Origin of the sequence: Novispirillum itersonii subsp. itersonii ATCC 12639 (assembly GCF_000381985.1) — a bacterium.
GTDB lineage: Bacteria > Pseudomonadota > Alphaproteobacteria > Rhodospirillales > Rhodospirillaceae > Novispirillum > Novispirillum itersonii.
In genome coordinates this window covers 109277-124292 of the sequence record NZ_KB907341.1, presented here as the reverse complement: position 1 = coordinate 124292, position 15016 = coordinate 109277, and the positions used below count along the sequence as shown (strand labels likewise).

General features: G+C 62.5%; 12 protein-coding genes. 3 read left to right on the top strand and 9 right to left on the bottom strand.

Annotated features, from left to right (window positions below):
* Window positions 1–59 precede the first annotated feature (59 nt).
* The 7 genes from mraY to mraZ all read right to left on the bottom strand — a co-directional run bounded on the left by mraY (window position 60) and on the right by mraZ (window position 7889).
* Window positions 60–1145 (bottom strand): phospho-N-acetylmuramoyl-pentapeptide-transferase, encoded by a 1086-nt coding sequence (gene mraY / locus G365_RS0109305; RefSeq protein WP_019645252.1) that lies wholly within the window; start codon window positions 1143–1145, stop codon window positions 60–62.
* A gap of 156 nt (window positions 1146–1301) precedes the next feature.
* Window positions 1302–2720: a UDP-N-acetylmuramoyl-tripeptide--D-alanyl-D-alanine ligase gene (locus G365_RS20930; RefSeq protein WP_019645251.1), complete on the bottom strand. Its 1419-nt coding sequence runs from the start codon at window positions 2718–2720 to the stop codon at window positions 1302–1304.
* Window positions 2717–4180: a UDP-N-acetylmuramoyl-L-alanyl-D-glutamate--2,6-diaminopimelate ligase gene (locus tag G365_RS0109295; RefSeq protein ID WP_019645250.1), complete on the bottom strand. Its 1464-nt coding sequence runs from the start codon at window positions 4178–4180 to the stop codon at window positions 2717–2719. Before G365_RS0109295 ends, G365_RS20930 begins: the two co-directional genes overlap by 4 nt.
* Window positions 4167–6029 carry a peptidoglycan D,D-transpeptidase FtsI family protein gene (locus G365_RS0109290; protein WP_019645249.1) on the bottom strand — a complete coding sequence of 621 codons (1863 nt, stop codon included), beginning with the start codon at window positions 6027–6029 and terminating at the stop codon, window positions 4167–4169. Before G365_RS0109290 ends, G365_RS0109295 begins: the two co-directional genes overlap by 14 nt.
* A complete protein-coding gene (gene ftsL / locus G365_RS22865) occupies window positions 6029–6433 on the bottom strand; it encodes a cell division protein FtsL (RefSeq protein ID WP_019645248.1) in 405 nt (134 codons plus the stop codon). Before ftsL ends, G365_RS0109290 begins: the two co-directional genes overlap by 1 nt.
* Window positions 6430–7434, bottom strand: coding sequence for a 16S rRNA (cytosine(1402)-N(4))-methyltransferase RsmH (gene rsmH, locus G365_RS20920; RefSeq protein WP_019645247.1), 1005 nt, complete (start codon window positions 7432–7434; stop codon window positions 6430–6432). Before rsmH ends, ftsL begins: the two co-directional genes overlap by 4 nt.
* On the bottom strand, window positions 7434–7889 hold the full coding sequence (mraZ, locus tag G365_RS0109275; RefSeq protein ID WP_019645246.1) for a division/cell wall cluster transcriptional repressor MraZ: 456 nt from the start codon (window positions 7887–7889) through the stop codon (window positions 7434–7436). Before mraZ ends, rsmH begins: the two co-directional genes overlap by 1 nt.
* Window positions 7890–8476: 587 nt before the next feature.
* Between mraZ and G365_RS0109270 the strand changes: the two genes are divergently transcribed.
* Window positions 8477–9481, top strand: coding sequence for a metallophosphoesterase (locus G365_RS0109270; RefSeq protein ID WP_019645245.1), 1005 nt, complete (start codon window positions 8477–8479; stop codon window positions 9479–9481).
* A gap of 66 nt (window positions 9482–9547) precedes the next feature.
* On the opposite strand, the gene G365_RS0109265 is transcribed toward G365_RS0109270, so the two are convergent.
* Together G365_RS0109265 and serB are read right to left on the bottom strand one after the other, a co-directional pair.
* On the bottom strand, window positions 9548–11002 hold the full coding sequence (locus G365_RS0109265) for a sigma-54-dependent transcriptional regulator (protein ID WP_019645244.1): 1455 nt from the start codon (window positions 11000–11002) through the stop codon (window positions 9548–9550).
* An 84-nt stretch (window positions 11003–11086) separates the two neighbouring features.
* Window positions 11087–11983, bottom strand: coding sequence for a phosphoserine phosphatase SerB (serB, locus tag G365_RS0109260; RefSeq protein ID WP_019645243.1), 897 nt, complete (start codon window positions 11981–11983; stop codon window positions 11087–11089).
* Between the two features lie 174 nt (window positions 11984–12157).
* Here serB and miaA point away from each other — a divergent pair, with 174 nt between their 5' ends.
* Entirely contained in the window at window positions 12158–13120 is a 963-nt protein-coding gene (miaA, locus tag G365_RS0109255; protein ID WP_019645242.1) for a tRNA (adenosine(37)-N6)-dimethylallyltransferase MiaA, read from the top strand.
* Between the two features lie 127 nt (window positions 13121–13247).
* Window positions 13248–15008 carry an acetolactate synthase 3 large subunit gene (locus tag G365_RS0109250; protein WP_019645241.1) on the top strand — a complete coding sequence of 587 codons (1761 nt, stop codon included), beginning with the start codon at window positions 13248–13250 and terminating at the stop codon, window positions 15006–15008.
* The last annotated feature ends 8 nt before the right edge of the window (window positions 15009–15016 follow it).

Here is a 15016-nt window from a genome sequence, read left to right as displayed (position 1 = left end):
GCTTTGAGAAGAAGAGCATTTTGTATGGGGAGACCGGTCCTGACTGAAACGGGGGCGGGTCAGCGCAGTTTCAGGGTGGACAGGCCGACGATGGCGAGAATGGTGGCAATGATCCAGAAGCGGATGACGATGGTCGGTTCCGCCCATCCCTTCTTTTCAAAGTGATGGTGCAGCGGGGCCATGCGGAACACCCGCTTGCCGGTCAGCTTGAAACTGGCCACCTGCACAATCACCGAAACCGTTTCCAGCACGAACAGGCCGCCGGTGATCGCCAGCACGATTTCGTGGCGGGTGGCGACCGCCACCGCCCCCAGCGCGCCGCCAAGGGCCAGCGACCCGGTGTCGCCCATGAAAACCATGGCCGGGGGAGCGTTGAACCACAGGAAGCCAAGGCAGGCACCGATCAGCGCGGCGAGAAAAACCGCCAGTTCCCCGGTCCCTGCCACGTAATGGATACCAAGATAGTTTGAATACACGGCGGAGCCGACAAAATAGGCAATCAGCGCAAACACCCCGGCGGCAATCATCACCGGCACGGTCGCCAGCCCGTCGAGGCCGTCGGTCAGGTTGACGGCATTGGAAGCCCCGACCATCACCACCATCCCGAACGGGATGTAGAACAGGCCGAGATGCAGCATTACGGTCTTGAAGAAGGGAAACGCCAGCCCGTCAGCAACGGCGGGATCGGACAGATGGACGATCCACGCCGTGGCAATCGCCCCGACGCCAAACTGCACCAGCAGCTTGACCTTGCCCGACACACCTTTCGTGTTGCGCTTGGTCACCTTCAGCAGATCGTCGGCCATGCCGAGCAGGCCGTAGGACAGGGTGACCAGCAGCACGGCCCAGACGAACCCGTTGCCAAGGTCAGCCCATAGCAGGGTAGAGACCAGACAGCCGATCAGGATCATCATCCCGCCCATGGTCGGGGTGCCTTTTTTGGTCAGCAGGTGGTTTTCCGGCCCCTCGGCGCGGATCGGCTGCCCTTCTTTCTGCTTGCGCTTCAGCCAGCGGATCACCCCCGGCCCGATCAGGAAGGCGACCAGCAGTGCCGTCAGAATGGCCCCCCCGGCCCGGAAGGTCAGGTACCGGAACAGATTCAGCACACTGAGGTCGCCGGAAAGCTGCGACAGATAGTAAAGCATCGGGGGGAGGGGCCTTTCTTAATCTGATTAACGAACTTTTTACTGTAACTATGTGATTTACATCGTGACGATGGTTTTCAGAGTCTTGGGATTAGCCCCGGTATCCCCCGCTCCGGTCGCCTTGGGGAAGGCGTTTGGGGGGATCCGGGACCTGTCCTAACCGGTCTGGTGTGTGTGTGTGGATCCGGAACCGGTCAGAGTTTTGAGTGTGGTCACAATTGTAGCCATGCGCATACCGAGCGACCCTTTGACCATCACCACGTCGCCGTCGGAAAGGTGTGAACCGATCCATGCGGCGAGTGCGGAGCTGTCGGCGGCGTGCTCAGCACGTACCGCCGACGGCAACGCACTGTGCAGATGCGCCATCAGGGGGCCAGCGGTATAGACCCGCTCGATCCCCGATGCCACAACTTCCTGTGCCAATCCGCTGTGCAGGGCCGGGCTGTCCGGCCCAAGTTCCCGCATGTCGCCCAGAATGGCGATCCGTCGGCCCCCGCGTTCTGCCGTCTGGGCCCCCAGAGTGCGCAGGGCTGCGGTGACAGATGCCGGATTGGCATTATAGCTTTCATCAATCAGGATAAATGTGCCGCCCTGCGGCAGCGGGTGTACGCTGCGGGCACCGCGCCCTTTCGGGGGGCCGACCTCACGCATGGCCTGTGCGGCCTGTGCGTAATCCAGCCCCAGCACGTCGATCAGGGCCATCACGGCCAGAGAGTTGCTGGCCCAGTGCTGACCGGCAGCCCCAACCGTATAGGCGAGGCTGCGGGCACCGATCTGTGCATGGACGGTTGTATGGTCTGCGGCAATCTGCACGGAGTCCATGCGGACATCGGCGGAGGCGTCAGCCCCAAAGCTGCGGACCGGCAGGGCAAGCGCTGCGGCGTGCCCGCACAGACGGTCAAAGTATTCACTGTCACGCGGCAGGATGGCGACGCCGCCGGGTTGAACCCCTTCCAGCATTTCCGCCTTGGCGTCGGCAATGTCGGCGATGCTGTCGAAGAATTCCAGATGCGCCCCGGCAATCCAAGTGATGATGCCGTGATGCGGGCGGGCAATTGCCGTCAGGGCCCGCAGTTCCCCGGCATGGTTCATCCCCATTTCGATCACCGCATAACGGGCGTCCTGCGGCATCCGTGCCAGTGTCAGCGGCACCCCCCAGTGATTGTTGAAGCTGCCGACGGCGGCATGGGTGGGGGCAAATGTGCCCAGCACATGCGCCAGCGCCTCCTTGGTGGAGGTTTTGCCAACGCTGCCGGTGACGCCGATCACGATACCGGTGAAACGGTCACGTCCGGCCCGCCCGAGGGCGGTCAGCCCGTCCAGCGTATCGGCACAGACAATCAGGCAGGACGGATCGACCCCGTCAGGGATCCGGTGGACCAGTGCGCCGCTGGCCCCGGCGGCAAGGGCGGCGGCGACATGGTCATGGCCGTCATGGGTCGGTCCGGCGAGAGCAATGAACAGGTCCCCGGCAGCAACCGTGCGGCTGTCGATTGACAGGCCGGTGACGGAAAAGTCGGTCGGGCAGGTGCCGGAAACCGCTTGGGCAATGGTGCGGGCGGTCCACAGGCTCATTGCGTGATCTCCAGATGGTTCAGGGCCTCACGGGCGACAACGCGGTCGTCGAAGGGCAGGGTGGTCGAGCCGACGATCTGGCCGTCTTCGTGCCCCTTACCGGCGATGACCAGCACGTCACCGGCCTGCAGCATCTCAACCGCAGCAAAAATGGCGGCGCGGCGGTCACCGATTTCGATCGCATCCGGGCATCCCGGTCGGGCCGCAGCCCGGATCTCTGCCGGGTTTTCGCTGCGGGGATTGTCGTCGGTCAGAATCTGGATATCGGCATAGCGGGCGGCGGCCTCGCCCATCAACGGGCGCTTGCCGGGGTCGCGGTCTCCGCCACAGCCGAAAATCACAATCACCCGGCCACTGGCGTGGGGGCGGACTGCGGTCAGCACATTAATCAGGCTGTCCGGCGTATGGGCGTAATCGACATACACTCCGGCCCCGTTGCGCCGCTGTCCGGCTTTTTCCAGCCGTCCGGGCACTCCGCCAAGGTGATTCAGGGCTTCGGTGGCGGCAGCGGCCTCACCGCCGGTCGCCAGGACCAGACCCAGTGCGGTCAGGGCATTCATCGCCTGAAACTCACCGACCAGAGGCAGGTCGATGGTGTAGGTGACGCCCATCACCTCGAGCGTCAGGGTCTGCCCTCCGGTGTGGATCGACCGGTCTATCATTCTGATGGTGGTGCCTGCGCGGCCAAAGCTCCAGACCCGCTTTCCGGCGTCTTCACTCAGGCGCTTCAGGGGCGCGAATTCCGGGATGTCAGCGTTCAGAACCGCAATGCCACCGGCTTTCAGAACACGGGTGAACAGCCCGGCCTTGGCCGTGAAATAGGCATCAATGGTCTTGTGATAATCCAGATGGTCACGGGTCAGGTTGGTGAAGGCCGCCGCCTCGACCGGCACCGCATCCAGCCGGAACTGGTCCAGCCCATGGCTGGAGGCTTCCATACAGGTATAGTCACAGCCCTGACGGGCTGCGTCCGCCAGATAGCGGTGCAGCGTTACCGGATCCGGGGTGGTCAACCCTTCATAGGTTTCAAAGTCCGGGCCGGTGAGGCCAAGGGTGCCGATGCTGGCCGCCCGCTGGCCCAGCAGACCCCAGATATGCCGGAAGAAGACCGCAGTGGATGTTTTGCCGTTGGTGCCGGTGACGGCAGCAATATGGGCAGGCATGACCGGATGGAAGGCGGCGGCGATCTTTGCCAGCGCCAGCCGTGGTTCGGCAGAGCGGATCACCGGCACGTCAGCCGTACCGGCCCAGTCTGCCCTGACCAGCAGGGCACTGGCCCCGGCAGCCAGCGCGGCAGGAATAAAGCCGTGCCCGTCCGCCTTGACGCCGGGCAGAGCGGCAAACAGGGTGCCCGGGCGTACGGCGCGCGAGTCTGCGGTCAGGGCAGAAATGGCGACCCCGGCATCCCCTGTGAGGATGCCGGGAAAATCGGGTGCGGACATCAGGTCAGCGAGGTGCATCAGGGCCTCCCGTGGTCCGGGGTGGAGCTGGCGGGCGGGGCTTGTTGTAGGTCGCCTGTGTCACCGAGGCGACCGCTGCCGCCACTTTCGAGGTCAGGCTGACGGTCTGGGTTCCGTTCTGTCGCGGCTGCTCGGGCTCCGGCACCGGCTGCACCCCCAGAATTGGCCCGATCTCGGCGATCAGGGCCCCGGCGGTGGGGGCCGAGTTCCAGCCTGCGGTGGCGAAGCCGTAGGTCGACTTCAGAGGTTTTGGTTCATCCAACGACACGATCACCAGATACTTGGGGTCACTGATCGGGAACGCCCCGGCAAAGGTTGTCAGCAGGCGTTTGGTATCATAGCCGCCGACCGCGGCCTTATCGGCCGTACCGGTTTTGCCGCCGACTTCATATCCGGCGACGTCAGCCTTGCGCGCAGTGCCATCCGTCACAACCATGCGCATCAGTTTGCGCACGGTGGCCGATGTTTCTTCACGGATGACCCGTTTGCCTTCCTTCACATTGCCCAGCAGCAGTGTCGGCTGGCGCAGGGTGCCGCCGTTGACCATGGCTGACAGGGCCTTGGCCAGATGCACCGGGGTAACGGCGATACCATGACCGTAGGAAATGGTCATAGTGGCGATCTCTTTCCAGTTCTGCACCGGCGGAGACAGCGGGAAACCGTTTTCCGGCACCTCAATCTTGGCGCTTTCCAGAAGGCCGAGATCACTGAGGAACTTGCGCTGGGCCACCGGCCCGAGCTGCACTGCCATGCGGGCAGACCCGATGTTCGACGACTTGATCAGGATTTCGCCGACATTCAGGTTATAGCGGGCCGGGTGGTCATCATTGATGGTGAAGCGGGCGATCTTCAGCGGGTTGGTGGTGTCATAGACATCCGTGGCACGGATCTGCCCCGATTCCAGCGCCATCGCGGTGTTAAACACCTTGAAGGTCGAGCCCATTTCGTAAACGCCGAGCGTTGCCCGGTTGAAGCGGGTGTTCGGGTCGGAGTTACCGAAGGATTCCGGGTCAAAGTCCGGCAGGGATACCATCGAGATGATTTCCCCGGTCCGGACGTCGAGCACCAGCCCCATGGCCCCGATCGCCTGGAAGGTTTCCACCGCCTTCATCAGGGTATTCCGGACGGCAAACTGGACGCGGGCATCAATGGATAGCCGCAGCGGCTCCGAATTTTCTTTCAGGCGCTGGTCAAAGCTCAGTTCCAGACCGCCGATCCCGTTGTTTTCCGGATCGGTGGCACCAAGAACGTGGCTGAGCAGCGGCCCCTGCAGATAGGCCCGCCGTTCGGAGTTTTCAAAGAAGACCCCGGGGACGCCCTCGGCGTTGACGGCGGCCTGCTCTTTCGGGGTCAGGTTGCGGTCAAGGTAAACAAAGCGTTTGCCCGACGACAGCTTCGCCAGCACATCATGCCGGTTGAGGTGTGGCAGGGCGGATGCCAGCTTGTCAGCACCTTCCGCCGGATCAATCACCTTGGTGCTGTCGACGTACAGGTTAACCGTCGGCAGGTTGGTGGCCAGCACCACGCCGTTCCGGTCAACAATGTCGGCCCGCCGGGGTTTGACCTCGGTGGTGGCGGCAATCCGTTCAGCGATCGGACGGTCTTCCGCCTTCAGCACCATCACGTCAATCAGGCGGATGGCGACAGCGGCGTAGGCCAGTACAAAAAGCCCGCCGGTGACAATCAGGCGGGCGCGGCCGGTTTCCAGCGATTTGTGGGCAGCCCCGGCCTGTACGGCTTTCTGGGATGCCTTGATGTGACTCGCCGTGGCCCCGGGGGTCCGCAGGGACCGGATCTCTTCACCCGGATAAAAGAAGGTGTTCGGTTTACGACGCAGGAAAGAGAACATCACTGATCCCCTTCCAGACTCGCCAGCTCCGCCTGCGGGTCAGCCGCAGCGGCGCGCCCGCGCGGTTTGGCTGCTGCCGGGGTGCTGCTGCCGGGGGCCGCATTGCGGGCCATGGCGGTCCCGGTCTTGCCGCGCAGCGGCAGAGCGGACAGGGCGACAATGGTTTCCGCATCCAGCGGTTCCATCGCCAGCAGACGCCGGCTCTGTTCCGACAGCCGGACCGGGGTGTTCAGGTAGGCCCATTCCGCCTCAAGCACGCGGATGGCCTCCCGGTCCTGCCGGGTCGCACGGTTGATCTTGGCCAGACTGTCTTCAAGGGTCTGAACCTGCATTTTCATCAGGAACATCGCGGTGCTGACCAGCAGCACCAGAATGCCCCATAGAATGGTCGTACCACGGATCATGACGGCTCTCCCCGCCGGAAACCGGCGTGTGCTGCGGCATGGAGTGGGGAGTCACTGTCCCGGGGCGGGGCGTCGGTGCGTTCTGCCACCCGCAGGCGGGATGACCGGGCGCGGGGATTGCGCCGGCACTCCTCATCCCCCGGGCGGATGGCTTTTCTGGACACCAGCTGGAAGGTTGCCGGGGGGGGCACCTTCTCGCCCGGCAGGGGCCGGGATTTCATTTCGGCGGTGCGATCGGCGAGGAAGGTTTTCACCTCCCGGTCTTCCAGAGAATGGAAAGACACCACCGCCAATCGTCCGCCGGGGCGCAACAACGCTTCTGCTCCGGTTAAGCCGCGTTGCAGTTCCCCGATCTCGTCATTCACATAAATACGCAGACCCTGAAAGGTCCGGGTGGCCGGATCAATCGCGTCATGGCTCTTTTTGGGCACCACCCGGCGGACGATCTCGGCCAGACGTCCGGTGGTCTCAATCGGGCCGTTAATCCGACGGTCCTCAACAATCGCACGGGCAATCCGGCGGGACAGCCGCTCTTCCCCGTACTGATAAATGATATCGGCGAGGTCGCTTTCCTCGGTCTCGTTCACCACATCGGCGGCGGTGCGTCCGGCCTGTTCCATCCGCATATCCAGCGGACCGGCCTTCATAAACGAGAAGCCTCGGGCGGCGGTGTCGATCTGCATCGACGACACGCCGACATCCAGCGTCACGCCGTCAACCGGGCCAAGCCCGGCGGCGTCAATAAGGGCCTGCATGTCGCCGAAGCGGCCGGGCAGGAAAAACAGGCGGCCCGGAAACAGGGCAGACAGGGCTTCGGCGCGCGGGCGGGCGTCGGGGTCGCGGTCGATGGCGATCACGCGGGTGTCGGCTGCGGCTTCAAGGATGGCGCGGGTGTAGCCGCCAGCACCGAACGTGCCATCGACATAGGTGCCACCGGGGCCGACGGCAAGGCCATCAAGCACTTCAGCCAGCAGAACGGGAATGTGCGGGGCAGCGGTCATCATGCACCCCCGTCAAGCTTCAGGGTGGGGCGCTGGGCAGAGGCCCGGCGCATGCTGTCGGCAAGGGCGGCGCGCTGGGCTTCGGGCTCCCAGATCTGAAAAGTGCGGCCCCGGCCGACAAAGGCGGCGCTGTCAGAAATTCCGGCGTGGGCGATAAAGTCTTCGGGCAGCATGATCCGACCTTCGGTATCGAAGGACAGTTGACGGGCGGCGGCAAAAATCAGCTGGGTCATGTCATCCTGCTCGACTGAGAACATGTCGAGCCGGTCCAGACTTTCCGCCATTTTCTCCAGCCGTTCCATATCCATGCCTTCCAGACATGGGTGTGTGAACGACGGGAAGCAGACGATCCCGGCAAACGACTGTGATGCAAGTGCCGCACGCCATGGGGCGGGGACGGAAACCCGTCCTTTGCGGTCAACTTTGTTCACGATGGTCGAAACGAAAAGCGCCATCGCTTTACCGTCTGCCTCTCGCCTTTAGAAAATGACGGATCGGGACCCGCCGACTGCCCACTGAAAGAGGAAAGAGCCCACCCGATTTTTCCGCGCCCCGTGCTCCGCTGAGAAATCGGTTTGAACTGGGTCTCCGTAGGTTCCCCTTGGTACACCATGGTATGTCATGGGACAGGATGGGTGTCAACGACACCTACCGGGAAAGGCCAGTGAATTCGTACCCTTGGCCTTTTTATTTAAGGTTGTGGATAGAGTGTAAGGTTGCTTCGCAAGTCCTTGCAGGTGTGCCGGAAAGTATAGTTATCCACAGATTGCGTCGAGGAACTGTTCTTTTTATGTTCTCGATGCTGCAACCGCAAAAACACCGGTCAGTCAGCGGCAGGAAAGTAGGTTGGAAACGAAAACAAATCATGAACATTTTGTGTCTCTGGGGATAAAATCCAGATCTGATCCATCAATGCCCATGCCGACTCCCGGTGGAGCCGGAAATGATTCGGGGGAGAGGCATAACAGCACTGTCACCGGACGGTCATCCCCTTGACATGGCTGCGGGATTACAGTCCGGTACCTTTAAACAGGAGTGTCTGATGCGACGTTCTTTTCACCATGCCATTCGGTCCTTGATGGCCGGAGCGCTGCTGGCCGCAGGTGCCCTTGCGGCAGTTCCCGCCGGGGCTGCGGAGCGGTTCAGTTTTGTGGCGATCGGTGACATGCCGTATGGTAAGCCGGAAGAGGCTTATCCACCCTACGAGCGTCTGATTGCTGCAATCAATGCGGCGGGCCCTGATTTTACGGTGCATGTCGGCGATATTAAGAGCGGCTCAACGGTCTGTTCTGATGACGAGTTCCGGGCTCAGCTTGCCTATCTCAACAGTTTCAAAACCGCGCTGCTTTATACCCCGGGGGATAATGAGTGGACAGACTGCCACCGGAAGAAGGCAGGCAGCATGGATCCGCTGGAGCGTCTGGACACTGTGCGCCGGATGTTTTTCCCCCGTGGGCTGACGCTCGGCAAGGCGCCGCTGCCGGTCGAACGGCAGGCTGACGGATCAGAACACCGGCAGATGGTGGAGAATGCCCGCTTCCTCCACAAAGGGGTGATGGTGGCCACGGCCCATGTGGTTGGCAGCAACAACAACTTCGAAACCCGGGACCCGGCGGCAGTGGCTGAGTTTTTCGCCCGCGATGCCGCCAATGCTGACTGGATCCGGTCCAGTTTTGCCAAAGCGAAGGCCGAGAATGCGCGGGTGCTGATTCTCGCGATGCAGGCGAACCCGTTTGAAAGCGATCAGGACGGCCAGACGCCGGGGCATTCCGGTTTTGCCCGCACACTCGATGTGTTCGCGGAAGAAGCGGCGGCGTTTGGGCGGCCAGTGCTGTTTATCCATGGGGATACGCACACCTTCCGGATCGATCACCCGTTCAGGACCCGGGATAAAGACCGGATTGTTCTCGACAACGTCACCCGTCTTGAGGTGTACGGCGAAAAGCAGGTCCATGCGGTGAAAGTCACGGTTGATCCTGACAGTGAGGATGCCTTCACCTTCCAGCCGCTTTACGTCAAGGGCCAGCGTACGTTCGTAAAGCCGTAACGTGGGCAAGGGGCGCTTGCCCCGCTGATCCGGCAGGGCAAGCGCATGTCATGCAGAAGGACTGGGTTATTCCAGCCCTTTTTCAGACCAGGTGATCTTTTTGCGATAGATCGTCGAAGGGCTGATTTCCAGCAGGGCCGCGGCCTTGGGGATATTGCCGCCGCACAGCTCAATGGCGTGTTCGATGGCCTCTTTCTCAATCAGCCACAGTGGTTTCAGGTCTGCGGCACTGCCAAGGATCAGGGTTGCGACCTGATCGCGGGGATTGCCGGGGGCAGGGTCGGTGGCAGGGCGGGGGGCGGTTTCGGCGGAGACCTCGACCGATGACAGCGGCTGCGGGATCCGGCTGCCGGTGGACAGGACCGGGGGCAGCATTTCCTGCGTCAGTTCCGGGCCATCGTTCAGAACAACAGCACTGCGGAGGACGTTTTCAAGCTGTCGGACGTTGCCCGGCCAGTCGTAGCTGGCAATGGCGGCGGCGGCCCGGCGCTCCAGACGGCGGAACCCTTTACCTTCCTCGACGGCCAGTTTTGCCAGCAGGGATTCGGCGATTTCAAGCGCGTCTCCGTCGCGCTCCCGCAGGGGCGGCAGATGGATCGGGATCACATGCAGGCGATAGTACAGGTCTTCGCGGAACCGTCCTTCCTCCACCTCGCGCAGCAGGTCGCGGTTGGTGGCGCAGACCACGCGGATGTCCACCTTCTGGGCGCTGTCAGCCCCGACTTTCTGGACCATGCCGGTCTGCAGGAAGCGCAGCAGCTTGCCCTGAAGGTTGATGTCCATTTCCCCGATTTCGTCGAGGAACAGGGTGCCGCCGTCAGCGCGGGAGGCTGCCCCGTCACGGGTGGCGGTGGCCCCGGTAAAAGCCCCCTTCAGGTGACCGAACAGCTCGCTTTCCATCAGGTCTTTGGGGATGGCGGCGCAGTTGACTGCCACAAACGGCTTACCGGCGCGTGGCCCGGCCCGGTGAATGGCCTCCGCACACAGTTCCTTGCCGGTCCCGCTTTCCCCGGTGATGAAAACCGTGGCCTTTGACGGGGCGGCGGCCTCGATGATCCGGTAGACGCCACGCATGGCTGCCGATGCGCCGATAAAGCCGTAGAACGTGTTGGTCCGTTCTTCCCGCAGGGTTTCGGTCAGTTCTTCCACCTGTCGGGACAGGCGCTGTTTTTCCACCACATTGGCGATGGTGACCTGCAGCCGTTCCGGGGTGAAGGGTTTGACCAGAAAGTCAGTTGCCCCGGCCTGCAGCGCTTCCACCGCCAGCCGGACCGAAGCCTGAGAGGTGACCACCACCACCCCGACCGGCATCTGGGCAGACCGGATGCGGCGCAGGATGTCCAGCCCGTTCATATCGGGCAGATGGACATCCAGCACCACGGCATCCGGTGTCAGTTTTTCCAGGGCTGCAATAGCGGTCTGACCTGAATGCACACAGTCAACCGTATGTGCCGCCAGATCGAAAGCATACCGTTCTGCCATCAGCGGATCGTCTTCGACGATCAGTACCCGAGCTTTCATATCCGGCGCCTGTGTTCTTGCTGCCATAATTTCCCCAAATTAGCGCAGCCTTTTACCCGGCGCAACCGGATCACAGGGATCAGATCATGGGGCGGTGACAAACTCCGTCGCCTTATACCCCTGCGCGAACAGAAGGGCTGTCAGATTACCGGCGTTTACCTTGTGGGCGACACTGTCCCGGACCAGCGGCTTGGCGTGGTAGGCCACCCCAAGGGCGGCGGCCTGCAGCATCGGCAGGTCATTGGCCCCGTCACCGACGGCGGCGGTCAGGCTCAGCGGCAGGTGTCGGGCCCCGGCACCTTCCATCAGCAGGCGCAGTTTCGCATCCTTGCCCAAAATTGGTGAGCCGACTTCACCGGTCAGCTTGCCGTCTTCGAGTATCAGGGTGTTGGCGTGGTGCTCATGGAAGCCGCAGGCGGCAGCGACGCGGCCGGTGAAGAAGGTGAATCCGCCCGAGGCCAGAATGCAGTGGGCGCCGTTGGCGCGCATGGTCTGGACCAGCGTATGGGCACCGGGCATGAACCGGATTTCTTCCCATGTCCGTTCCAGCGCATCGGCTGACAGGCCCTTCAGCATGCCGACCCGTTCCCGCAGGGCTTCTTCGAAATCCAGCTCACCGCGCATCGCCCGCTCGGTGATGGCGGCGATTTTGTCCTTCAGGCCGGCAAAGGCGGCCAGATCGTCGAGAGTCTCGCCGGTGACCATGGTGGAGTCCATATCGGCGATCAGCAACTGTTTGCGGCGGTTTTCCACCGGCTGGAAAAACAGATCGACCCCGGCGTCGCTGAAGTGAGGGCGGACCACCGCGTCGGCGAAGTCGGCGGAAATACCGCTGAACAGCAGGTCGCAGGCGGTTTCTTCCGCCAGCCAGTCCGGCGGTGACACCGAGGCATGGGCCCCGCGCAGGGCATCCCGGGCTGTGGCGATGTGTCCGGCGGTCAGCCCGCCCGGAGTGGAAACGAGGGTCAGCACTTTTTCCATGACAGGCTCCGGGGCTATACGGCGGGGGCAGATGTCACTTCTCGGTGGCTCCATCTGCTGCTTTGCGGCATCGTATACGGAACAACCGCCCGTGAAGGCAAGACCGGAGCGGCGTCCGGCCCGACAGAGTATGTCAGGCGTTGGTGTAAAGTGTGTCAGGAGAGCAGGGTGACAATGACGGGAAACCCCGACCCCGAAAGGCTGCGGCAGGCAATTGTGGTGGTGGCCGGGCCCACTGCCAGCGGCAAATCCGCCTGTGCGCTGGATCTGGCGATGGAGTTTGACGGCTGCGTCATCAATGCCGATTCCATGCAGGTTTATCAGGATCTGCATGTCATCACCGCCCGTCCGTCGGCGGCGGATGTCGCCAGGGCACCGCATAGTCTGTATGGGATGCTGCCGGGGCGGGAGGTCTGTTCCGCCATGCGCTGGGCCGAGATGGCGGCGGCGGAAATTGCCGTCTGCCGTATGGCCGGGCTGCTGCCGGTCGTCTGCGGTGGCACCGGTCTGTATATCCGGGCCTTGATGGACGGCATGTCCCCGATCCCTGACATTCCCGACGAGATCCGTCAGCGCAGCCGTGCCGAGATGGACGACATGGGCAATGCTGCCTTCCATGCGCGGCTGGCGGAGGTCGATCCGGTTACTGCGGCGCGGCTGAATGTCGGGGATACCCAGCGCCTGTGCCGGGCGTGGGAAGTGTGGGAGGCCACCGGCCGCTCAATCACCGACTGGCAGACCGAGCCGAATGTCCGCCTGATCGACGGCGCGTTTTTTCCGATCCTGATCGCGCCGCCGCGTGACCAGCTTTATGCCTCCTGCGACCGCCGTTTTGACCTGATGATGGACAGCGGCGCACTGGAAGAGGTGCGGGGACTGGATGCGCAGGCACTGCCGGAAGATGCCCCGATTCTCAAGGCGTTGGGGGTGCCGGAACTGCGGGCTCTGCTACACGGGCGGATGGACCGGGCCGAGGCCATCCGCGCGTCTAAACAGGCCACCAGAAACTTTGCCAAGAGGCAGATGACATGGTTCCGCGGACAGCTTAATTCGCGGGAAATCCTTCCTGCGCAATATTCAGAAAGTTCGAGATCAGAAATCTTTGCGAAAGTTCGTCGCTTTTTGTTGACCGGCTGACCGCAACCCTCTAGGGTGCCGTTCTCCCCCGCGTTTCCGGCGGGGAAGACGCCGTTCCGGCGTGAACTCCCCACAGGCGGGGAGCCCCGGTTCCGGCGCGAGAAGACACTTTGAGAGGTTAAGGATTATGGCCCAGGAAACCATGTCGGGAGCAAAGATCGTCCTTAAAGCCCTGGTTGATCAGGGTGTGGACGTAATCTTCGGCTATCCGGGCGGTGCCGTCCTACCCATTTACGACGAGCTGTTCCAGCAGAACCAGATCAAGCATGTTCTGGTCCGGCACGAACAGGCGGCCGTTCATGCGGCGGAAGGGTATGCCCGGTCTACCGGTAAGGTGGGCGTGGTTCTGGTAACCTCCGGCCCCGGTGCGACCAATGCGGTCACCGGCCTGACCGATGCGCTGATGGATTCCATCCCGGTCGTCTGTCTGACCGGGCAGGTGCCGACCCACCTGATCGGTAACGACGCCTTCCAGGAGGCCGACACCACCGGCATCACCCGCCAGTGCACCAAGCATAATTATCTGGTGAAGAAGTCGGACGATCTGGCCCGCACCATGCACGAGGCCTTCTACGTCGCCACCACTGGCCGTCCCGGCCCGGTGGTCGTCGATCTGCCGAAGGACATCCTGATGTTACCCGCGCCGTACAATGCGACGGCAAAGGTCAAGCACAAGTCCTACAAGCCGCAGGTCAAGGGCGATCTGAAGAAGATCGAAGAAGCGGTGAAGATGCTGGCCAACGCCAAGAAGCCGATCATTTACGGCGGTGGCGGTATCATCAACTCCGGCCCCGGTGCCAGCCAGCTGCTGACTAATTTTGCCCGTACCACCGGGTTCCCGGTGACTCTGACCCTGATGGGGCTGGGGGCGTATCCGGCGTCTGACAAGCAGTTCCTCGGCATGCTGGGGATGCATGGTACTTACGAAGCCAACATGGCGATGCACGACTGCGACGTCATGCTGTGTGTCGGTGCCCGCTTTGATGACCGCGTGACCGGCCTGCTGTCCGCCTTTGCCCCGAACTCGAAGAAGATCCACATCGATATTGATCCGTCGTCGATCAATAAGAATGTCGCGGTCGATCTGCCGATCATCGGGGATGTCGCCCACGTGCTGGAAGACATGCTGAAGGTCTGGAAGTCCAGTCAGGCCAAGGCCGATGCCAAGGCGCTGGATGCGTGGTGGTCGGAGATCAACGGCTGGCGGAAGATCAACTGTCTCGCCTTCGATCAGGGCAGCGAGATCATTAAGCCGCAGTATGCGATCCGCCGTCTGTATGAGCTGACCCGTGGCCGGGAAACGTTCATCACCACCGAAGTCGGGCAGCACCAGATGTGGGCGGCCCAGCACTTCGGCTTTGACAAGCCCAACCAGTGGATGACCTCCGGCGGGCTTGGCACCATGGGCTATGGCTTCCCGGCGGCGATCGGGGTGCAGATGGCTCATCCGGATGCGCTGGTGGTCGATATCTCCGGCGAAGCCAGCTTCATGATGAACATGCAGGAACTGTCGACGGCGGTGCAGTACCGCCTGCCGGTCAAGGTGTTCATCCTGAACAACATGTACATGGGGATGGTCCGCCAGTGGCAGGAGCTCCTGCACGGCAGCCGCTACTCCGAAAGCTATTCCGAAGCCCTGCCGGACTTCGTGAAACTTGCGGAGTCCTTCGGCGCGGTCGGTATCCGCGTCCACAAGCCCGATGAGCTCGATGGTGCCATCAAGGAAATGATGGCGGTGGACCGTCCGGTGCTGATGGACATCCTCGTTGACCAGAAAGAAAACTGCTACCCGATGATTCCGTCGGGCAAGCCGCACAACCAGATGCTGCTGGGGCCGGTGGCCGCAGGGACCGAAGCCATTGCCGACGAAGGCAAAGTGCTGGTCTGAGCCACGCC